This is a genomic window from Serratia sp. 4542 (assembly GCF_016805595.1).
In the GTDB taxonomy this organism is placed as follows: domain Bacteria; phylum Pseudomonadota; class Gammaproteobacteria; order Enterobacterales; family Enterobacteriaceae; genus Serratia; species Serratia nevei.
Map to the genome: position 1 here is coordinate 77456 of NZ_RXKV01000011.1, position 20142 is coordinate 97597.

At 60.4% G+C, this 20142-nt stretch carries 18 protein-coding genes; 10 read left to right on the forward strand and 8 right to left on the reverse strand.

The genetic code is table 11. The annotated features are described in order from the left end of the window. Positions 1-23 precede the first annotated feature (23 nt). The gene (locus EKL15_RS17530; protein WP_203090117.1) at positions 24-1253 is read right to left on the reverse strand and encodes an OFA family MFS transporter; all 1230 of its coding nucleotides are present in this window, start codon (positions 1251-1253) and stop codon (positions 24-26) included. A 397-nt stretch (positions 1254-1650) separates the two neighbouring features. Here EKL15_RS17530 and EKL15_RS17535 point away from each other — a divergent pair, with 397 nt between their 5' ends. Continuing rightward, entirely contained in the window at positions 1651-1983 is a 333-nt protein-coding gene (locus EKL15_RS17535; RefSeq protein ID WP_019453817.1) for a DUF2502 domain-containing protein, read from the forward strand. A 4-nt stretch (positions 1984-1987) separates the two neighbouring features. Here the strand turns inward: EKL15_RS17535 and EKL15_RS17540 are convergent, their stop codons facing one another. The 3 genes from EKL15_RS17540 to EKL15_RS17550 all read right to left on the reverse strand — a co-directional run bounded on the left by EKL15_RS17540 (position 1988) and on the right by EKL15_RS17550 (position 5755). After that, the gene (locus EKL15_RS17540) at positions 1988-2722 is read right to left on the reverse strand and encodes a LytTR family DNA-binding domain-containing protein (RefSeq protein WP_060419911.1); all 735 of its coding nucleotides are present in this window, start codon (positions 2720-2722) and stop codon (positions 1988-1990) included. After that, entirely contained in the window at positions 2719-4410 is a 1692-nt protein-coding gene (locus tag EKL15_RS17545; RefSeq protein ID WP_060419914.1) for a sensor histidine kinase, read from the reverse strand. Before EKL15_RS17545 ends, EKL15_RS17540 begins: the two co-directional genes overlap by 4 nt. 100 nt (positions 4411-4510) lie before the next feature. Further along, positions 4511-5755 carry a DUF1479 domain-containing protein gene (locus tag EKL15_RS17550; protein ID WP_060419917.1) on the reverse strand — a complete coding sequence of 415 codons (1245 nt, stop codon included), beginning with the start codon at positions 5753-5755 and terminating at the stop codon, positions 4511-4513. Positions 5756-5923: 168 nt separating this feature from the next. Between EKL15_RS17550 and EKL15_RS17555 the strand changes: the two genes are divergently transcribed. From EKL15_RS17555 to EKL15_RS17565, 3 genes are all read left to right on the forward strand, one after another. Next, entirely contained in the window at positions 5924-6463 is a 540-nt protein-coding gene (locus EKL15_RS17555; protein WP_060419919.1) for a GNAT family N-acetyltransferase, read from the forward strand. 119 nt (positions 6464-6582) lie between these two features. Then, positions 6583-7812, forward strand: coding sequence for an alanine transaminase (alaC, locus tag EKL15_RS17560; RefSeq protein ID WP_016926818.1), 1230 nt, complete (start codon positions 6583-6585; stop codon positions 7810-7812). Positions 7813-7922: 110 nt separating this feature from the next. Next, complete coding sequence (locus EKL15_RS17565) at positions 7923-8447, forward strand: cytochrome b (protein ID WP_060419922.1); 525 nt, start codon at positions 7923-7925, stop codon at positions 8445-8447. Positions 8448-8513: 66 nt separating this feature from the next. Here the strand turns inward: EKL15_RS17565 and ypdK are convergent, their stop codons facing one another. Continuing rightward, positions 8514-8588 (reverse strand): membrane protein YpdK, encoded by a 75-nt coding sequence (gene ypdK / locus EKL15_RS17570; protein WP_099782600.1) that lies wholly within the window; start codon positions 8586-8588, stop codon positions 8514-8516. A 557-nt stretch (positions 8589-9145) separates the two neighbouring features. Continuing rightward, a complete protein-coding gene (locus tag EKL15_RS17575) occupies positions 9146-9583 on the reverse strand; it encodes a hypothetical protein (protein ID WP_197757795.1) in 438 nt (145 codons plus the stop codon). Between the two features lie 581 nt (positions 9584-10164). On the opposite strand from EKL15_RS17575, the gene pgaA reads away from it, so the two are divergent. Genes pgaA through pgaD form a run of 4 tightly spaced genes read left to right on the forward strand, consistent with a single transcriptional unit; the run spans position 10165 to position 16406 of the window. Continuing rightward, positions 10165-12621: a poly-beta-1,6 N-acetyl-D-glucosamine export porin PgaA gene (gene pgaA, locus EKL15_RS17580; RefSeq protein ID WP_147840058.1), complete on the forward strand. Its 2457-nt coding sequence runs from the start codon at positions 10165-10167 to the stop codon at positions 12619-12621. Positions 12622-12631: 10 nt separating this feature from the next. After that, positions 12632-14638, forward strand: a complete 2007-nt coding sequence (gene pgaB, locus EKL15_RS17585) for a poly-beta-1,6-N-acetyl-D-glucosamine N-deacetylase PgaB (RefSeq protein WP_203090120.1) — start codon at positions 12632-12634, stop codon at positions 14636-14638. Further along, entirely contained in the window at positions 14635-15969 is a 1335-nt protein-coding gene (gene pgaC / locus EKL15_RS17590) for a poly-beta-1,6-N-acetyl-D-glucosamine synthase (protein WP_087763436.1), read from the forward strand. The genes pgaB and pgaC overlap by 4 nt, the downstream gene beginning before the upstream one ends. Next, positions 15966-16406: a poly-beta-1,6-N-acetyl-D-glucosamine biosynthesis protein PgaD gene (gene pgaD, locus EKL15_RS17595; RefSeq protein ID WP_060419934.1), complete on the forward strand. Its 441-nt coding sequence runs from the start codon at positions 15966-15968 to the stop codon at positions 16404-16406. Before pgaC ends, pgaD begins: the two co-directional genes overlap by 4 nt. On the opposite strand, the gene EKL15_RS17600 is transcribed toward pgaD, so the two are convergent. Beyond that, a complete protein-coding gene (locus EKL15_RS17600) occupies positions 16403-16858 on the reverse strand; it encodes a DUF805 domain-containing protein (RefSeq protein ID WP_038876550.1) in 456 nt (151 codons plus the stop codon). The genes pgaD and EKL15_RS17600 overlap by 4 nt on opposite strands. Before the next feature lie 279 nt (positions 16859-17137). Here EKL15_RS17600 and mltB point away from each other — a divergent pair, with 279 nt between their 5' ends. Further along, positions 17138-18226 carry a lytic murein transglycosylase B gene (mltB, locus tag EKL15_RS17605; protein ID WP_038876549.1) on the forward strand — a complete coding sequence of 363 codons (1089 nt, stop codon included), beginning with the start codon at positions 17138-17140 and terminating at the stop codon, positions 18224-18226. 57 nt (positions 18227-18283) lie between these two features. Here the strand turns inward: mltB and EKL15_RS17610 are convergent, their stop codons facing one another. Further along, entirely contained in the window at positions 18284-19435 is a 1152-nt protein-coding gene (locus EKL15_RS17610; protein WP_038876548.1) for a porin, read from the reverse strand. A gap of 398 nt (positions 19436-19833) precedes the next feature. Between EKL15_RS17610 and EKL15_RS17615 the strand changes: the two genes are divergently transcribed. Then, positions 19834-20124 (forward strand): hypothetical protein, encoded by a 291-nt coding sequence (locus EKL15_RS17615; protein ID WP_049200124.1) that lies wholly within the window; start codon positions 19834-19836, stop codon positions 20122-20124. Positions 20125-20142 lie beyond the last annotated feature (18 nt).

Consider the following 20142-nt stretch of genomic DNA (forward strand, 5'->3'; position numbering starts at 1 on the left):
CCCCTTGTCGTTTGCGCGGGGTATCAGGCTTTCGCCAGCTCCGCCGTTTGGGTGGTTTCTGCCGTTTCCGCTTCCACCGCCTTCGGCGCTTTGATGAACAGCGTAATCAGCAGAGAGGCGGCGGACAGAACGCCAATCACCATGAAGGTGGCGTGGAAGCCGCCGAAGTATTTGGCGACGAACGAACCGGCCAGCGCGCCCAGGCCGAAGCCCTGGTAGATGATGCCGTAGTTTTTGCTGTGGTTCTTCAGGCCGAAGAAGTCGCCGACAATCGCCGGGAACACGGTGATGTTGCCGCCGAAACAGAAGGCTACCGCGCCGACGCAGATAAAGAACAGCGTGTGGTTCAGGGTCATGAAGCTCAGCGCGACAATCGCCAGCACGGTAACCAGCATGGTGAAGCTGATGACGCGCATACGGCCAACTTTATCGGACAGCGTACCCAGGATGATGCGGCCGGCGGTGTTGAAGATGGCGACGGCGGACACGGTGTTGGCGGCGGTGGCCAAATCCATCCCGGCCAGTTGAACGCCCATGTCTTTCACGATGCCGATGAGGTACAGACCGCTCATGCAGGCAGCGAAGAAGATGGTGAACAGCAGGTAGGCTTCTTTGGTGGCCAACATCTGGCGCACGCTGAAGTCGTTGCCCAGACCGTTGGCGCCTTGCTGCGCGGCGTTGGTCGCCAGCACCGGCTCTTTCAGCAGCAGGGAACCAACGACGATCAGGCTCATCACGATGGCGCCCCAGTAGAAGAAGGCACCGGAAACGCCGACGTCGGCGATCAGGGCGGCGTTGACGTATTTGAACAGCAGGCTGCCGCTGCCGAAGGCGCCGACGGAGATGCCGGAAATCAGGCCTTTGTTGGCCGGGAACCACTTAATCAGGTTGGACAGGGTGGAGATGTAGGCGATACCGACCGCAAAGCCCACCACCACGCCGGCCAGCAGGTAGATCATGTCGAGCGAGCTGACGTGAGCGCTGGCGATAAGGCCCAGGCCGACCAGGATGCCGGAACACAGCGTCAGGTTGCGGATGCCGAAGCGTTCTTGCAGCTTGCCGGCGAACAGCGTGGCGAAGGCCAGGAAGAAGCTGGTGATGGAGAAGGTGGTGGCGACGTCCGCCAGTCCCCAATGGAACTTGTCGACCAGCGGCTGGTTGAACAGGCTCCAGGTGTAGATGGTGCCCAGGCCCATCTGACAGATGATGGTGCCGAGAACGATTAAGCTGCGATTTGCCGGTTTGGTGTTCATGGCCGGTCTCCTTCCTGTGTGTGCGTTGCCGGGCGTGAGCCGCTGGCTGAAATTTGCGGGGTGAAGCTGGGTTCCCGCGGTATGGGCTTATTATATGGCCGGCCCCCCCGGTGGGCGGCGGATCGGGAATGAGTTGCACGGCGGAAGGAATGAAATGCATGTTATGCGGCGTGAGCTGCCGTTTTTGCACCGAAAAGCGCGTGAAATGCCGTGGGTGGCACGTGATCTACATCAAAGATATCAACGATTTATTGTTAACTGCCGGTGAACGATTGTGGTGAAATTGTGAAGGATGCGTCTGAAAGGCGTAAATCGGCATTGCGCCTATAGAGCGGCGATGCGCGCGGGACTATGTTATCTGCGATCGGACGAGGTCCGCTCTGCAGGAGTCCATGAAATGAAAAAAACGCTGTTGTTACTGGCCGCGCTGCTGGCGCTGCCGCTGGCGAGCCAGGCCGACGTGTCCATCGGCGTGAACGTGCCGGGCCTGTCGTTGCATATCGGCGATCGCGATAATCGCGGCCACTACTGGGACGGCTATCGCTGGCGCGATCCGCGCTGGTGGGCCGATCACCACCGGTATGAACGCCCGCGCGGGTACTATTATGGCCCGCCGCCACGGGTGATTTACTACGGGCCGCCGCCGCGCGACTGGCGCGACCGGCCGCATTACCGCATGCCGCCACCGCCGCCGCCCGGCTATTACTACCGTCCGGGCCCGCGCTGGTAAGCGCTTACAGGCGCATCAGCTGGCGAAACTCTTTCACCTTGCTGCGGCTGACCGGCACTTCAAACTCAAGATCGCTCAGCCGCAGAATGTAGGTATTGTTGAACCAGGGCACGATCTCGCGGATCTTCGCCAGGTTAACGCAGTAAGAGCGGTGGCAGCGGAAGAAATGCGCTTCCGGCAGCCGGCCGTAAAACTCGGTGATGTTCATCGGCATCACGAACTCTTCCCGGCGGGTATAGACCCGCGTCACCTTTTCATCGGCGGCGGCGTAGTAGATGTCGTTGATGTCGGTAACGATGATCCGCTCGTCTTTGATCAGGTTGATGCTGTGGCTGCCGCGGCTCGGCGCGCTGGTCGGTTCCGCCCCACCGGCGGGGCGCTGATGCAGCGCCTCCAGCTTTTGCAGCATGGTGACGATGCGCGCCTCGTGATAGGGCTTGAGGATGTAGTCGAACGCCTCGATCTCGAACGCTTCCACCGCGTGCTCTTTATAGGCGGTGATGAACACGATCGATGGGCGATGCGCGAACTTGCTGATGTTTTGCGCCAGCAGCACGCCGTCCAGCGAGGGGATGTTGATGTCGAGGAAAATGGCGTCGACCTGGTGGGTTTGCAGGTATTTCAGGACGTCGAGGCCGTCCTCGAAGCTGGCGACGATATCGATATTGCTGTGTTTCTTGATCAGGTAGCTGAGTTCTTCCTGCGCGAGGAATTCGTCTTCCACGATGATGGCTTTCATGAGGCCTCCCCGACCGGCGGCGCGCTCGCTTCCTGATGCAGCTTGCCGCCGTTTTTGCTGATGTAGAACGCGATTTCGGTGCCTGGCTCCAGGCGGCGAATATGCAGCCCTTCACCGTACAGCAGCGACACGCGGTGGTGCACGTTGAGCAGGCCGATATTGTGGCCCGGCATCTCGTTGCGCGCCACCCGATCGATGGTTTCCTGATTGATGCCGTGGCCGGTATCTTTCACCGAAATCTTCACCCGATCGCCTTGATCTTTCACCGCGATCACCACCACCCCTTTACCCTTGCAGGGCTGGATGCCGTGCACGATGGCGTTCTCCACCAGCGGCTGGATCAGCAGGCTCGGAATGCGCACCGAGACGTCGTCGTCGATGTCGTAAATCACCGTCAGCTTGGCGCCGAAGCGCGCCTGTTCGATGGCGATATAGTCCTGAATCTGATGCAGCTCCTTGCGGATATCGATCAGTTCGTCGTTCAGCTCCAGGTTGTAGCGCAGGTAGCGCGACAGGTTAATGATCAGTTGGCGCGCGGTGTCCGGATTCAGGCGGATAGAGGAAGAGATGGCGTTCAGCGCGTTGAACAGGAAGTGCGGGTTAATCTTGCTCTGCAGCGCACGCATTTCGGCCTTGTCCGCCATCTGGCGCAGGTGCTCGATGCGGGACACTTCCATCTGCGTGGAGATGATTTGCGACAGCCCGACCGCCATCACCTTCAGCGTGTTGGTGATCTGGTGAGCGTGGCAGTAGTAGATTTTCAACGCGCCGGTCACTTCGCCTTTTTCCCACAGCGGCACCACCAGCTGCGAATGGATCTGCGGCGCCGCCGGGTTTTCCAGGTTGTTCTTGATGATGATCTTGCCGTGGCGAATGCTTTCGCGGGTGACGCGGCTCAGCCCTTCGCGGCCGATCGGGTAGGCTTCGCGCCCTACGCCGACGTAGGCCAGCACCTGATGGGTATCGGTGATCGCTACCGCATCGGCGCGGATGTCCTGGCGGATGATATCGCAGATGGTGGCCAGCGATTCGCTGTTGATGTTGCGGAAATAGGGCAGCGTCTTGTGGGCGATATCCAGCGCCAGCTTGGCCTGGCGCGCGGCGATCACCTCTTTTTCATCCTCGACGCTCTGCACCAGCAGCACGATCAGGCCGATGCACACCGTGCCGAGGATCATCGGCAGGGCAATCTGCGACACGATGTCCAACCCAAGCTCGGTCGGCTTGGCCCACAGCACGATTAGCAGCATGGTGAGGGATTCGCACAGCATGCCGCCGACGATGCCGGCGCGCCAGCGCTGCTCTTTTTTCACCTTGAGGTTGATGTAGCCGGCGCTGATGCCGGCGATGATGCTGGTGATAAGACAAGGCACCGACGTGATGCCGCCGATATCGATCAGATAGCGGTGCACCCCGGCGACGATGCCGGTGACGATCCCCACCCAGGGGCCGAACAGGATGCCGCCGGCCATAATGGCGATGACGCGCACGTTAACCAGCGATCCTTCGACGTTGATGCCGGAGTAGGTGCTGAACAGCGCGAACAGCGAGAAGATCGCCGTGACGATGCCGAGCTCGAGCGGCGTATGGTCTTCTTTTTGCAGCAGTTGGCGGAACAGCCGGGTGCGGGTCAGGAAAAACAGACAGATCAACATCAGCGCGGCGCGATCAAACACCGCCAACAGCATTTCAAAAAAAGGGTGCACGACGGGTTCTCGCTGCGGCCTACGGATGGCGGCAGTATACCACAGCGAAAGGGGCCCGTGGCGCGCGCCACGGGCGGGGGGATCAGCCCATGCCGAGCTGCGTTTTGCCCAGCGGCGTCAGCAGGTCGGCGGTGGCGCGGCCGTCGAAATCCACCTCGAAATCGTCGGGGGCGAAGTCCGGCGGCGTTCTGCCGTCGATAAAGCTCGGCAGCTGGCGCTGCAGATAGGCATCGTTTTTCTCGCAGCCCGGCGCGGCGGCGATGTACATCACGTTGCTGTCGAACTCGCCGTTATGCTCGTTCTCCACCGCGTGGATCACGTCGCAGTGCCAAAAGACCGTGTCGCCCGGCTCCAGATCGGGAATAGGGGAAATCCCACTTAATAAAAGGGGATGCCACTTTTCCGAGATCGACAGCGCGCGGCCCGGCGCCGCATCGCACAGATCGTCGTCGGCGACGTCGTCCTGCAGTGCGCGCAGCAGCACATAGGCCATGGCGTTGGCGATCGGCACCAGGTTCAGCGTGCCGGCGTTGGTGCGCTGCGGCGTCAGCGCCGTCCAGCCCTGGAAGGTACGGAACATCGAGCAGACCGCCGGGGAGGCTATCTCTCGCACCTCGGTGCGGCCGTCGGCGGCGAAGGGATCGTACTGCTGCCAGTCGCCGGAGAAAACGTGGCGATACACATAGCGGAAGTTTTCGTCCAGCCAGCGCTCGATGGTGCCGCTGTCGACGTGCGGCGACAGGCCCAGCGACGAGGAGTTCGGCGGGCGGCGGCGGGTGCGATCGGCGTAAGTGGCGACGCGGGTCGGATCGAAATGCTGTTTGCCGTTGCTCTCGGTGGCCCACAGGCTGTTGAGGAACACCTGCACCGCATGCATACGCGCATCCTGCCGCGCCTCGACCTGCGGTTTCGACCAATAGATGCCGTAGATCTGCGGTTTGCTGGCGGCCAGCTTGCCGAAATAGTTGTCTTCGGCGGCGTTTTTCAACCGCTCGACGAAGTTGTTGCGCTCAAGGTAGTCGCCGATTTCCCGGTTCCAGCCCTCGGCCTTGGCGCGGGGAAACACGCCGCGAATGGCGCAGGCGCCGCGCTGTTTGATCAGCGCTATCTGCTGCTCGCTGACGCGCTGCTGCAGGATATCTTCCGCGTCGATCTGCGGCACCGGATTGTGGCCGGCGGCCAGCTCGCGGCGGATCTGTTCGACCTGGCCGCGGATGTTCTCTTCCAGCGCCAGAAACACGTCGCGGTAGTTCGGCAATGCCTGGCGCAGCTGGCGTTTGACGTTAACGATCGTTTGCGGAATATCGTCGATGACTAAAGAGGCCATGGTGTTCTCCTCGTGCCGCATGAGTGACTGCGGCGAGCGGTTGTAGGGAATCGGGCAAGACGTTATGGTTTTGTGGTTTTAACGTGAATGATTATCGGCAACCCATCGGGGAAAATAAAGAGATATCTTTCATTCGTAAGTTACTCTTTTTCGTTTTTCGGAGATTTTATGAAGCTGGTCACTGAACGTCTGAGCTTGCAGTCGATAACCGCCGAGGATTGGCCGCTGTTTTTGCGCCTGTACCAAGATCCCGAGGTGATCCGTTACATCTCAGATCCGCGCAGCGAAGCGGAGATCCGCGCCCGGTTCGAGGAGCGGCTGCCGGCCTGGGACAAACACGGCGAGCAGTGGCTGTGCCTGGTGATGCGTGAGAAGCACAGCGCAGAGGCGGTGGGCATTACCGGTTTTCGCCCGCAGTGGGTGCCGTATCGGCAGGCGGAAGTGGGATACGGGAGTTTGCCTGCCGGGCAGGGCAAGGGCTATGGCAAGGAGTCGCTGCGGGCGGTGCTGGATTTTGCGGTGAACGCCTGCGGCTTTCACAAGCTGACCGCCACCGTGACCGCGGGCAACCTCGCTTCGCGCGGCCTGCTGGAATCGTGCGGCTTTCAGCTGGAAGGCACGCTGCGCGACAACTACCGTCTGGCGGGGCAGTGGTGCGACGACTGGCTGTTCGGGCTGCTGGCGGCGGAGTTTCAGGGCGGCAAATAAAAATATCGCGCCGGGTATCGACAAGCTCGTCGGCGCTGCGCTATGTTCGATATTCGGTCAGTTCGCTGGCCTGCGTCGCTCGGACGGTCCGGGCGCTAACGTCTATCGAGGAATCCCCTATGGCTGATAACAGTCCACAGCGCCGTTTCACGCGCATTGAACGCCTTCCCCCTTACGTATTCAACATCACCGCCGAACTGAAGATGGCCGCACGCCGTCGCGGCGAGGATATTATCGACTTCAGCATGGGTAACCCCGACGGCCCGACGCCGCCGCACATCGTGGAAAAACTGTGCGCCGTCGCCCAGCGCGACGACACCCATGGTTACTCTACCTCGCGCGGCATTCCGCGCCTGCGCCGCGCCATTTCGCGCTGGTATGCCGATCGTTATCAGGTGGATATCGATCCGGAAAGCGAAGCCATCGTCACCATCGGTTCGAAAGAGGGGCTGGCGCATCTGATGCTGGCGACCCTCGATCACGGCGATACCGTGCTGGTGCCGAACCCCAGCTACCCGATCCACATTTACGGCGCGGTGATCGCCGGCGCCCAGGTGCGTTCGGTGCCGCTGGTGGACGGCGTGGATTTCTTCGGTGAGCTGGAGCGCGCCATTCGGGAAACCATCCCGCGTCCGAAAATGATGATCCTCGGCTTCCCGTCCAACCCGACCGCACAGTGCGTGGAGCTGGATTTCTTCGAGCGAGTGGTGGCGCTGGCCAAGCAGTACAACGTGCTGGTGATCCACGATCTGGCCTATGCCGATATCGTCTATGACGGCTGGAAAGCGCCGTCGATCATGCAGGTGCCGGGGGCGAAAGACATTGCGGTGGAGTTCTTCACCCTGTCGAAAAGCTACAACATGGCCGGCTGGCGCATCGGTTTCATGGTCGGTAACCCTGAACTGGTCAGCGCGCTGGCGCGCATCAAGAGTTATCACGATTACGGCACCTTTACGCCGCTGCAGGTGGCGGCCATCGCCGCGCTGGAAGGCGATCAGCAGTGCGTGCGCGATATCGCCGAGCAGTATCGGCAGCGCCGCAACGTGTTGGTGAAGGGGCTGCACGAGGCCGGCTGGATGGTGGAAAATCCGAAGGCGTCGATGTACGTGTGGGCGAAAATTCCCGAGCCTTATGCCCACCTCGGTTCGCTGGAGTTCGCCAAACGCCTGCTGGCCGAGGCCAAGGTCTGCGTCTCGCCGGGCATCGGCTTCGGCGACTACGGCGATACCCACGTGCGCTTCGCGCTGATCGAGAATCAGGACCGTATCCGCCAGGCGGTGCGCGGCATCAAGGCGATGTTCCGCGCGGACGGGTTGCTGAAGCCGGGCAAGGCCGGCAGCGCCAAATAATGCTGTCAGGCCGGGCGTTCGCCCGGCCTTATTTTTTCCGTCCCAAGGTTTTCTTCATCATTTCCCCATTATGCTCATCTACGCTGAATTTTATTTTTTGGATAGAGTGTATGAGCAACCGCTACGCGCGATCGCAAATCGTTTTACATTGGCTGACGTTGCTGATGGTGATCCTCACCTATGCGGCGATGTTGCTGAAAGATTCGGTGCCGGAGGCGTGGGTGCCGATGGTCAAAAATCTGCACTTTAATTTTGGGGCTTCGGTCTTTGCCCTGATGCTGATTCGGTTGGCGGTGCGTTCTTTCCACACGCCGCCGCCGACCACGCCACCGCTGGAAGAATGGCAGGAGGTTGGTGCCAAGATCTTCCATTGGCTGCTGTACGTGGTTTTCCTGATGTTGCCGCTGCTGGGCATGTTAACCCTGGCCTACGGCGGGAAATCGTGGTCTTTGCTGGGCTGGCCGGTGCCGCAGTGGGTGATGCCGGATCCGGTGATGCGCAAGCTGGTCAAAACGGTTCATGAGACGCTGGCAAACATCGGCTACTTTATCATTGGCGCACATGCGCTGGCGGCGCTGTATCATCACTACCTGCGCAAAGACGACACCCTGCGCCGCATGATGCCGGGCAAATGATCGCAAGCCGAAACGACAAAGGGACGCTTGCGCGTCCCTTTGGCTGTGTTCCTGGTCTGGCTGCTGTCAGGCAACCATCAACATGAAGGTGCCAACCCAGGCAACCAGCATGAATGACACGCCCATCAAAAAATATTTCACTGAACAACTCCTGTCTGGAGTCCTCGCCAGCAATGATCCCGATTGTTGTGCTGAGTATTTTATGGGCAACCTGCCTGTCGGGTGGGTTCTTCCAAGCGAAAGAACAACGGCCCCACGTACGGGTTGTCCGGTTGTCGCGCCTCATGCTCCGTGAGGTAAAATCCGAACCGCGACAGGATCGGCGCTAATGTACTCTCAATACTGGTCTGATTTCAATACTGTGTTTTTGATCACAATTTTCGGCTGTTTTTTGCACAGCGTGGACTGTTTTATAACGCTTTTTATGGGCAAGCGACAGGAAGTAGCCTGCCGCTGCGGGTTTTAAAATCGGGGTATTGCAATGCGGTGGCAGGCGTTCAAGCGACGGCGTTGATGCCGGTCACCAAAATGGCCCAAAAAACGAGACAAGACAGCAGAATAACGGCCCAAATATGACGGCGACTCCACTCCATTTTTAGCCTTCGTTGTTGCGACAAGTGATTAGGTAACGATCATATCGGCGCACAATGGGGAAAATTTAGCCCCATCGGATAATATTTCGCTTACCTGCCGCTAACTTATTGGCAAACTTCGCTTATTGTCACGCGCACTTCGTAGCCCAGCAGATACAGCGCCTGCTCCAACGCCTCAACCTTCGAGGCGTAGCCGAGATCCAGCAACCGCTCCATTTGCCCGCTGTTGAATCCCAGCTTGCGTGCCAGCTCCGCTTTGCCGGTGTTTTTGCGCAGCATGGCGTTGTGCAGTTCGATCTTCAGCGCCACCAGCGCCGGCAGGTGTACCCTCAAGTCCTCGGTTTGCAGCGGGGAAGGAGCAGGCAGGGGCAGCCCTTCGTCCATCGCGGCGGCGATGGCGGCCAGCAGGCTTTCCTGCGCTTCCAGCTCGACGTCTTCGCGTTTATAGCAGGCCGATTGCCACTCGGGGAAGTCGTGGAAACCGATCTGCCAGGCGTCGCTGTCGCTATCGAAGGTGTAATGGGCGGGGTAGTGGCTGTACATGGCAATCCCTGATTGAAGCCTGAATGAGGCGCTATTGTGACGGCATGCCCGGGAGATAGCCAGCATGAACGTCGCCGTGGGGGAATTTAAATTGAAAGTAATAATTATTAGCAGGCAAATTTAATTTTCTTGTTAGCAATATTCTTATTATTTTTTACGGAAAGAAAGATTATTTAATTAGGTGCTTGGATTAACATCCCCATTAATGATTGATAATGAGAATTGAAATCAAATATCACGTCGGTTTTTATACAATTTCACACGAAGGGATGAAGATAAGAATATTGATCATGATAAAAATGTATATTTATGATTTTTATGGTTTTAATTTTTATTATTTCACTTTTTAACAATTGTGAAATTCCATTTTCATTCAGATATCACCTGGCTGCGGTATTCATCGGCAGATTTATAAAATACTCTTTTTAGGCAAAGGCGCATTCGATTCTATTTAAGCGTGCGCCAGACAGAAATATTCATTACTCCATGCTTATTACCCGACGGCCTTAGCCGATTTTTCGGGTGCCTGCTTGCATTTCCACTTTGCCAGGACAGCAGCTCACGGATTAAAGGAATACCTCGTGCCTAAAGTTAACTCGCGTTCATTACGCTTTACCGAACGCCATGCCACCAAATATGCGGCGTCATTGCTGTTTATCGGTTTATCCCTGCCGGCCGCCGCGCTGGCGGATGAACGCTATGACGCGCTGATCCGTCAGGCCAGGTCGGGTGATACCGCGCCGGTGCTGGCGTATTTATCGCAGCGGCGCGCTCAGGAGGGGTTGAGCCTGCAGCAGCGAGCCGATTATATCCAGGTGGCCGGCTGGGCCGGCCACGATGAAGAGGTGGTCGCGCTTTGGCGTGCCGACGGCGCTGCGCTGCAGCGGGATAGCGCCAGTCTGGCGACGGCGGCCCGCGCCTATCGCAACCTGAAGCAGTGGCAACCGTCGCTGCGCCTGTGGCGTGCGGCGTTGCAGCTCGCTCCCGCCGACGGCGGTTTGCAGCGCGGCTATGTGATGACGCTGGCGGATGCCGGGCAGGATGTGCAGGCGCAAACGGAAGCGGCAAGAGCGGAGAAGCTGCTGGAGCCGGCGACGTGGTATCTGACGCGCGCCTATGTGGACCAGGCCGCCGGCCGCAGCTGGGCGGCGCTGGAAAACGCCACCCATGCCCGTGCGCTGGCGCCGTCCGACACCGGAATTCAGGCTTATTACGTGACGCTGCTGGCGGCAAATCGGGTTGCGGATCCGGCGCTGCGTGAAAGCCAGGGGCTGGCATTGCCGCCCGCGCAGCAGCGCCGCCTGCAGGCGGATGAGGCCGCCGAACTGGTGCGGCTGTCGTTTATCGATGCTCGCGGCGAACAGGAACGTTTCGTCATCGCCGACCGCGCGCTGGCGCGCTATGACCAACTGCTGACGCAGTGGCGGCCGCTGCCGGAGGCACAGGACAGCTACCAACAGGCGCGTATCGATCGCCTGGGTGCGCTGCTGGCGCGTTATCGAATGGCCGACGTGGTGAGCGAGTATCAAACCCTGCAGGCGGAAGGGCGCACGGTGCCGGATTATGCCCAGCGCTGGGCGGCGTCCGCCTACCTCTATCTGCAGCAGCCGGACAAGGCGCAGGCCATTTTCGGCCGCCTGAACGCCGCCGCACCGCAGGCGGTGACCGCCGAAGACGAAACCGATCTGTTTTACGCGCAGGCGGAGAACGAACGCATCGATCAGGCGGCGTTGCTGGCGCAGCGCGTCAGCCAGCGCTATCCCTACGCGACCCGCCTGTACCAGCTGCCGACGCTGGCCTACAACGATGACTGGCTGGTCGGCCAATCGCTGCTGGCGCAGTCGCGGGTTTATCAACGCGATCTGGCCGAGGCCGAACGGCAGCTGACCCATCTGGCGCGCACGGCGCCGGGCAATCAGGGTCTGCGCATCTCCTTGGCCAGCGTTTATTTGGCGCGCGGCTGGCCGCGTCGCGCCGAGGATGAGCTCAAGCAGGTGGAAGGGCTGGAGCCGCGCAGCCTGCCGTTGGAGATCCAGCAGGGCTATGTCGCGCAGGAGTTGCAGGAGTGGCGCCAGCTGGATTTGCTGGCCGACGATGTCATTCAGCGCGCGCCGGAAAGCGTCGCCGCTCGGCAGCTTGAACGTTCGCGACGCATTCACCACATGTCTGAACTGCGCATCAGCGGCAATCAGGGCATCGATTCCGACGGGCCGGTCAGCGGCAGCCACGATTTTGGCATTCACGCCGCGCTCTATTCACCGCCGATCGACGACAACTGGCGGCTGTTCACCGGCTGGGGATTCAACACCGGCCAGTTCGACGAGGGCAAGGGCATCAACCGCGATCTCAGCGCCGGCGCCGAGTGGCGCTCGCGCGATCTGTGGCTGGAGGCCGAGGTGGCCAACCGCAACTACGGCCACGGCAATGAGCTCGGCCTGCGCCTCTCATCCTGGTATGACCTGAATGATCAATGGCGCCTCGGCGGTTCGGTGGCGCGCCTGTCGGCCGAGACGCCGCTGCGTGCGTTGACCAACGGCATCAGCGCCAACGGCGGCAACCTGTGGCTGCGTTGGCAGCAGAACGAAAGCCGCGAGCTGCGCGCCAGCGTGGCGCCTTCGCACTTCTCGGACGGCAACAACCGGCTGGAATACGGCCTGGAAGGGCGGCAACGGCTGCTCGCCGGCGCCCGCTATCGGCTGGACATGAACCTGACGCTGTCCGGCAGCCGCAACAGCCAGGAGAACGTGCCGTATTACAACCCGAAGCGCGACTTCACGCTGCTGCCGTCGTTAACGCTCGATCACACCCTGTATCGCCATTATCAGACCGAGTGGAGCCAGCAGTTCCAGGTCGGTGCCGGCAGCTATTGGCAGCGGGACTATGCGCGCAAGCCGATCACCCAGCTGGGTTACGGCCAGCGCATCAGCTGGAACGGGGTGTTGGACGCCGGCGCGATGCTGCAGTTTGAGAAGCATCCGTACGACGGCAAACGCGAGCGGAACATCGGCGTGACGTTTGATCTGAATTATCGTTTTTAAAGGAATAATCATGCTTATTCGATCCTCGCTTTTCGTGTTGGCCGCGTTGCTGACCACCGCCTGCAGCCAGGCGGACGTGCCACGCTTCACGCCGCCGGCGGAGCGCCCCGTGGGGCCGATGGAACGCCCTTGGCCGGCCAACCGTTACGCGGTGCTGGCGTATCACGACGTGGAAGACGGCGCGGCGGACCAGCGCTACATGTCGGTGCGCACCAGCGCGCTCAACGAACAGTTCGCCTGGCTGAAGCAAAACGGCTACCAACCGGTGTCGGTCGAGCAGATCCTGCAGGCGCAAAACGGCGGCCCGGCGTTGCCGAACAAGGCGGTACTGCTGACCTTCGACGACGGCTACCGCAGCTTCTACAGCCGGGTCTTCCCGCTGCTGAAGGCCTACAACTGGCCGGCGGTGCTGGCGCCGGTCGGCGTCTGGCTGGATGCGCCGGCCGGCAAGCCGGTCGATTTCGGCGGCCTGATGACGCCGCGCGATCGCTTCCTCACCTGGCAGCAGGTGCGGGAGGTGTCGGACTCCGGGCTGGTGGAGATCGGCGCGCACACCTACGCGTCGCATTACGGCGGCATCGCCAACCCGCAGGGCAATACCGAACCGGCGGTCGCCAATCGGCTGTACGACGCCAAACAGGGCCGCTACGAAAGCGAGGCGGAATATCGCCAACGCATCGAGAAGGACGTGGCGTTGATCACCCAGCGCATCACCGCCGCCACCGGTAAGGCGCCGCGCGTGTGGGTCTGGCCGTACGGCGCGGCCGGCGGCGTGGCGCTGGACATCGCGCGCAAGCACGGTTACCGCATGGCGCTGACGCTGGAGAATGGGCTGGGAGACGTCAACGCGCCTGAAAACGTGCCGCGCATGCTGGTGGCCGGTAACCCGTCGCTGACGAGCTTCGCCCAGCAGCTGACGCAGATACAGAACCGGCAGATCATGCGGGTGGCGCACGTCGATCTCGACTACCTCTACGATCCCGATCCGCAGCAGCAGGCCAAAAACCTCGACAAGCTGATCCAGCGCATCTATGACCTGCGCATCAATACCGTTTTCCTGCAGGCGTTCGCCGATCCAAAAGGCGACGGCAACGTGCGCGAGCTCTATTTCCCCAACCGCTGGCTGCCGATGAAGGCCGACCTGTTCAACCGGGTCTCCTGGCAGCTCTCTTCGCGCACCGGCGTGGCCGTGTATGCCTGGATGCCGGTGCTGGCGTTCGAACTGGGCTCTGACGTGCCGCGCGTACAGCGCCTCGATCCGCAAAGCGGGCAGCTGTCGGTAGACGACAAGCAGTACCGCCGCCTGTCGCCGTTCAGCCCGGTGGCGCGCCAGCGCATCAGTGAGATCTACGAGGATCTGGCGGCCCACGCCACCTTCAAAGGGATCCTGTTCCACGACGATGCCCTGCTGTCGGACTTCGAGGACGCCGGCCCCGACGCCGTTGCGGCCTACCGCCAGGCCGGCTTCGCCGATTCGGTGGCGGCGATACGCCAGGATCCGCAGCAGATGGTGCGCTGGACGCGCTTCAAGAGCCGGGCGCTGATCGCGTTTACCCAGTCGCTGACCGAGCGGGTGCGGGCGATCCGCGGCTCGCAGGTGCAAACCGCGCGCAACATCTATGCGATGCCGGTGCTCGATCCCGCCAGCGAAGCCTGGTTCGGCCAGAATCTGGCGGATTTCCTGCAGGCCTACGACTGGGTGGCGCCGATGGCGATGCCGCTGATGGAAAACGTGTCGCGCGCCGACAGCGGCCGCTGGCTGGATCAACTGGTGGGCAAAGTGGCCGCTTACCCCGGCGCGCTCGATAAAACGGTGTTTGAGTTGCAGGCCGTCGACTGGCGCAAGGAGCGCCGGATCAGCCTGGATGACGGTCAACTGCTGGCCGAATGGATGCGTCGCCTGCAGCGCAATGGCGCTCAGAGCTTTGGTTATTACCCCGACAACTTCCTCGACGATCGGCCTAAGCTGGATGCCGTTCGCCCGGTGTTGTCCTCAGCCTGGTTCCCACTGCCATGACCGATCGTTTAATTGCCTTATTTATCCTGTGTCTGGTGTTGAGCGTGCCTTTCGGCATCGTCCTGCTGTTTACCGGCGAAGTGCTGCTCAACTTCGTGTTTTTCTGGCCGCTGTTCATGTCCGGTATCTGGATCGCCGGCGGCATCTATTTCTGGCTGCACCGCGAGCGCCACTGGCGCTGGAGCCCGGACATGCCCGCGCCGGTGCTGCCGGGCAACCCGTTGATCAGCGTGCTGATCCCCTGTTTCAACGAAGGGTTGAACGCGCGTGAAACCATTTCGGCGGCGATGGCGCAGCGCTATGAAAATATCGAAGTGATCGCCATCAACGACGGTTCCAGCGATGACACCGCTGAGGTGCTGGATCAGTTGACGCTGGAGTTCCCCCGCCTGCGGGTGATCCATCTGGCGCAAAATCAGGGCAAAGCGATCGCGCTGCAGGCGGGCGCGGCGGCGGCGCGCAGCGAGTTTCTGGTGTGCATCGACGGCGATGCGCTGCTGGATCGCGATGCGGCGGCCTATTTGGTGGCGCCGCTGTTGGCCAATCCGCACGTCGGCGCCGTGACCGGCAACCCGCGCATCCGCACGCGCTCCACGCTGATCGGCCGCATCCAGGTCGGTGAGTTTTCGTCGATCATCGGCCTTATCAAGCGCACGCAGCGCGTCTATGGCCGCCTGTTCACCATCTCCGGCGTGGTGGCCGCGTTTCGTAAGCAAGCGCTTACCGATGTCGGCTACTGGAGCCAGGACATGATCACCGAAGACATCGACATCAGCTGGAAGCTGCAGCTCAAGCACTGGGCTATCTTCTTCGAACCGCGGGCGCTGTGCTGGATCCTGATGCCGGAGACCCTGCGCGGGCTGTGGAAGCAGCGCCTGCGCTGGGCGCAGGGCGGCGCCGAGGTGTTTTTAAAGAATCTGCGCAACCTGTGGGCCTGGGAGCACCGGCATATGTGGCTGCTGTTCGCCGAGTATTGCCTCTCTACGTTGTGGGCGTTCACTTACCTGGTCAGCGTGCTGATTTTCCTGGTCGGGCTGGCGGTGCCGCTGCCGGAGGGCATTCGCATTCACTCGTTGCTGACGCCGGCGTTTACCGGCCTGGTGCTGGGCGTGGTGTGCCTGCTGCAGTTCACCGTCAGCCTGCTGCTGGAGAAGCGCTATGAGAAGGGCTTCGGCCGCTCGCTGTTCTGGATCATCTGGTATCCGCTGGTGTATTGGCTGCTCAGCCTGCTGACCACGCTGGTGGCGTTTTCCAAAGTGATGTTGAAAGCTCGGCGCGGGCGTGCGCGCTGGATCAGCCCCGATCGGGGCATTGGGAGGATCAAAGAATGACGGACGTCCTGATTTATTCCGAACGCGGCCTGCTGCCGCGCGTGGTAGACAGCCTGTTGACGCTTTTTGCCTGGTGCGGCTTCCTTTATCTGTTCAGCCGAGGCCTGATGTCGGTGATGGATCAGCACGGGGTGGGGTCCGCCCTGTCGCTGCTGGAGGTGATCTCGCTGTATATCATTGTGGCGTTGTTCAATGCCGTCACGTTGATCGCCTGGGCCAAATACAACCAGTATTTCTCCCGCCGCAGGGCGGCCGGCCGCTGGCGGAAACAGCAACCGAACACCCACATCGGCTATATCACGCCGGAGTTAACCCGGCAGCTGCGGCATTTGCCGATCGCCGTGGTGTCCCATAACAGCGGCGGCGGCATCAGCCAGGTCAGCGGCAGGCTGACGGCGGCCGAACCGGCAGCGAACAAGGTGGTGCAGCTGCGTTAGTCGTCAGCGTTGCCGTCCGGCTTGCGGCGCAGCCCGCCCGGCGGCAACAGCAGGGCGCAGATCATGACGGCCAGGCTGAACAGCGGCAGCCAGCGCGCCACCGGGCCGGGGGAGTAGTTGTTGAGCACCGAGCAAACATAGCACGCCACGGCCAGCGCCCAACCCGGCAGGCCGATATCGTTGAGCCGAAACGCGGTTTTGGCCATAAACCACGTCACCAGGCCGAAACAGAACAGCGCCCAGACCATAATGCACAGCAGGTACAGCAATACCGAGACGAATTCCTCGGTATCGCCGTGCGCATGGGCGCGAAAATGGTTTTTATCCAGGTAGGTCGACAGAAACGACAGCAACACGATGCCAACGGCGAAGATCGCCAGCGAGAAAACAAAGGGTTTGCGCGAGATGCGCCCACGGTAAAGATCTTTGGCGAGTTGTCCGAGAGATTCCATTACAGTCCATTGTTGTGATCATTGCGGCGATAGCCGGATGGCAAGCAGCCGGGCATTTTATCGGGGTAAAAGGGGGCGTCAAGGTGATAATTTTTCTCATTTAGTCGCGGTTGAGATTCCGCGCGGCCGCACCGGGCGTCCTTTCACCGTGCAAAACGTCACAATTTGGCACGTTTGGCTACCTGACGCGGTAATTGGCGACATAATCCAGTTTGTTCGCGCCGAACAATGCATTAACATAACTCCCACTTATCTCTTGCATGGTTATATGGATATCCGATGCGTCACCTGGTTGCGCTTTTACCGCTGATTACCTTGCTTGCTGCCTGTAGCAGCACGCCGAAACCCAGTCCCACCGCTACGCCGCAGGGCACCCCGGTAAAGGGCGGCTTTTTGCTGAGCCCGGCGCACAGCGGCGCGCCGCTGGGTGGTGATTTCGCCAATAACCCGAATACCGCGCGCTTTATCGATAAGATGGTGCAGGAACACGGCTTTGATCGGCAGCAGCTGCACGACGTGCTGGCGCAGGCACGGCGCCTGGATTCGGTACTGCGGCTGATGGACAGGCAGGCGCCGACGCCGTCGACCCAGGGGCCAACCGGGCCGAATGGCTCCTGGCTGCGCTACCGCAACAAGTTCATCACGCCGGATAACGTGCAAAACGGCGTGGTGTTCTGGAATCAATATCAGGATGCGCTGCAGCGTGCCTGGCAGGTGTACGGCGTGCCGCCGGAGATCATCGTGGGGATTATCGGCGTGGAGACCCGCTGGGGCCGCGTAATGGGTAAAACCCGCATTATCGATGCGCTGGCGACGCTGGCCTTCGACTACCCGCGCCGCGCCGATTACTTCGCCGGTGAGCTGGAAACCTTCCTGCTGATGTCGCGCACCGAAGGCGACGATCCGCTCGAACTGCGCGGCTCCTTCGCCGGCGCGATGGGCTATGGGCAGTTCATGCCTTCTTCCTTCAAGAGCTATGCGGTCGACTTCAACGGCGATGGCCATATCAACCTGTGGGATCCGGTCGATGCCATTGGCAGCGTGGCCAATTACTTCAAGGCGCACGGTTGGTCCAAAGGCGAGCCGGTCGCGATTCAGGCCAACGGCCAGGCGCCGGGGTTGGAAAACGGCTTCAAGACCCGCTACTCGGTCACCGCGCTGGCGGAAGCCGGCCTGAGCCCGCAGGGATCGCTCGGGGATAACCAGGAAGCCAGCCTGTTGCGGCTGGACGTCGGCACCGGCTACCAGTATTGGTACGGCCTGCCGAACTTCTACACCATCACCCGTTATAACCACAGCACCCATTACGCCATGGCGGTATGGCAGCTGGGCGAAGCGGTAGGGCGCTCGGCGCGCGGCGGTTTCTGACGCTGCGCCCATAAACGAAAAAGGCCGCTTGCGCGGCCTTTTTTACGTTCTGAACAATCAGAAATCGTAGCGCAGACGCACCACGGTCATATCGCCGAGGTTGTCGGTGCTCGATGTCAGCACGTGCTCTACGTCAACGCGGAAGCCGTAGTCAAACTGCACGGTAACCCCGAGGCCGTTGTCGATGCGCTGGTAGTTGCGCCCGGTGACGTATTCCAGGCGATCGCCCATAAAGTACGGCATCACCGATTTCACCGCGTACTGGCCAACCGGCACGGTATAACCGGCCAGGTATTCGATACCCCACGCATCGCCGGCGAAGTAATTGTTGACGTCGGCTTTCTTGGTGGTCAGGAAGTCGTGGTAGTAACCGCCGCCGAAGGTGAGGGTCCAGTTGTCCGGTTTCCAGCTGAGGGCGGTGCCGACGATGTTCTGATCGTAGCTCTTGCTGCCGCTGGTGGACGGGTTGCGCATTTCGGCGCGGGTGTAGTTCCAGGCGGTGCCCCAGGTCAGATCCTGCGTGATGTGGTAATCCACGCCCAGTGAGCCGCCGCCTTTGCGCTTATAGCGCAGGCCGTTGCCCGGCAGGTAGTCGCTGTCGCTGAACAGGTACGACGCATAAACGTCCGCATCGCCGAAGCGGTTCTTGTACTTCAGCATCTTGCGTGAACGGTAAGAGCCGTCGTAGTCGCCGTTGATGCCGTTGCCCGGCGCCTGGGCCAACATGTCGTAGTCCCAGATATCGGTCTTGGCGCCAACCACATCATAGTAAACGCTGTTCTGCTGGCCGAAGGTCATCTGGCCCCAGGTGTTGCTTTTCAGGCCGGTGTACAGCATGCGGCGGCTGGTGTTTCTCGCGCCGTCGGCATAGTGATGATCCCAGTCGAACAGCGCCGGAATGTTTACGCCCAGCTCGTAGTAGCTGATCCAGCTGATATCGTCGAACAGGTAGTAGTCCGCCGCGAAACGGAAGCGGGTGCCGCCGTCAAAGCCGTTACGCTTGTAGGAACCTTTGTCGCCGTCGCCCGTCATGTTGTTGAACTGCGGACGGATGCTGCCGCCAACGGTGAAGTTCAGGCGGCTGAGCGGATCGCCGGCCTGTGGATCCTGCTTCAGCAGGGTGATTTCCGCCTGAGCGGCGAACGACGCGCTGCCGATCGCCAGACCCAGCGCCACCGCTTGAGTCAATACGCGCAATTTCATTGCCATGTGTTATCCCTGTTTTATGTATGACCGCCCCCATCAGCGCCGCCATGCCGATGTTTTGCGCAGAACGCTGCGTTTTTGCGCATTTTGACGGTTTTTTTTGGTGTTTTAGCGGCGGGCGGCATTTGTAACATAAACAGGGACATAAATAATTACTTTTCTTGCTAATTATTGGCCGGTTTTTGACCATTCCGTGCGGTGCAAAGGGCCGCTGTTCATGTTTCTCGATTCGGATGAATTCATTTAACGCCAAGGTTTATATTTTTCATTTGTCAGTCACCGGCGCCAGCCTGTAATTTCATCCGTGCAAGAGGTAATTAATTTGAGCCTTTTACCGGTGTATTAACGTCAGCCTTTGTCTGCGTAATCGGCCGGCATGAATAAGCGATTGGGAGGTCGCCATGAGAAACCTGTTAATGTTGTTAGTGGGGCTGTTTTCACTGCCGGCGATGGCGGCGGAGTCGCACGTTTGTCATTCTCAAGCGTATGATTATGCAGAGGTTAGTAAGCTTAGGCTGTCGGATGACACCCTGTTCACCTGCCGCGGCGTGGGGCGCCTGACGATCCCTGAATTAGCGCGTAAAGGATGGAGGGTGATTCATCTGGCGCAGCAAACGGAATATACCGACTCTGTCGATAGCGATGGTGAGGTTATTAAGCTTTATCAGGAAATCGTGGTTTATAAAGAATAACGCGACGGTTGCCCGTTA

Coding starts and splice junctions, on each gene's coding strand:
- EKL15_RS17530 (WP_203090117.1), bottom strand. CDS start 1,253: ATGAACACCAAACCGGCAAATCGCAGCTTAATCGTTCTCGGCACCATC.
- EKL15_RS17535 (WP_019453817.1), top strand. CDS start 1,651: ATGAAAAAAACGCTGTTGTTACTGGCCGCGCTGCTGGCGCTGCCGCTG.
- EKL15_RS17540 (WP_060419911.1), bottom strand. CDS start 2,722: ATGAAAGCCATCATCGTGGAAGACGAATTCCTCGCGCAGGAAGAACTC.
- EKL15_RS17545 (WP_060419914.1), bottom strand. CDS start 4,410: ATGCTGTTGGCGGTGTTTGATCGCGCCGCGCTGATGTTGATCTGTCTG.
- EKL15_RS17550 (WP_060419917.1), bottom strand. CDS start 5,755: ATGGCCTCTTTAGTCATCGACGATATTCCGCAAACGATCGTTAACGTC.
- EKL15_RS17555 (WP_060419919.1), top strand. CDS start 5,924: ATGAAGCTGGTCACTGAACGTCTGAGCTTGCAGTCGATAACCGCCGAG.
- alaC (WP_016926818.1), top strand. CDS start 6,583: ATGGCTGATAACAGTCCACAGCGCCGTTTCACGCGCATTGAACGCCTT.
- EKL15_RS17565 (WP_060419922.1), top strand. CDS start 7,923: ATGAGCAACCGCTACGCGCGATCGCAAATCGTTTTACATTGGCTGACG.
- EKL15_RS17575 (WP_197757795.1), bottom strand. CDS start 9,583: ATGTACAGCCACTACCCCGCCCATTACACCTTCGATAGCGACAGCGAC.
- pgaB (WP_203090120.1), top strand. CDS start 12,632: ATGCTTATTCGATCCTCGCTTTTCGTGTTGGCCGCGTTGCTGACCACC.
- pgaC (WP_087763436.1), top strand. CDS start 14,635: ATGACCGATCGTTTAATTGCCTTATTTATCCTGTGTCTGGTGTTGAGC.
- pgaD (WP_060419934.1), top strand. CDS start 15,966: ATGACGGACGTCCTGATTTATTCCGAACGCGGCCTGCTGCCGCGCGTG.
- EKL15_RS17600 (WP_038876550.1), bottom strand. CDS start 16,858: ATGGAATCTCTCGGACAACTCGCCAAAGATCTTTACCGTGGGCGCATC.
- mltB (WP_038876549.1), top strand. CDS start 17,138: ATGCGTCACCTGGTTGCGCTTTTACCGCTGATTACCTTGCTTGCTGCC.
- EKL15_RS17610 (WP_038876548.1), bottom strand. CDS start 19,435: ATGGCAATGAAATTGCGCGTATTGACTCAAGCGGTGGCGCTGGGTCTG.
- EKL15_RS17615 (WP_049200124.1), top strand. CDS start 19,834: ATGAGAAACCTGTTAATGTTGTTAGTGGGGCTGTTTTCACTGCCGGCG.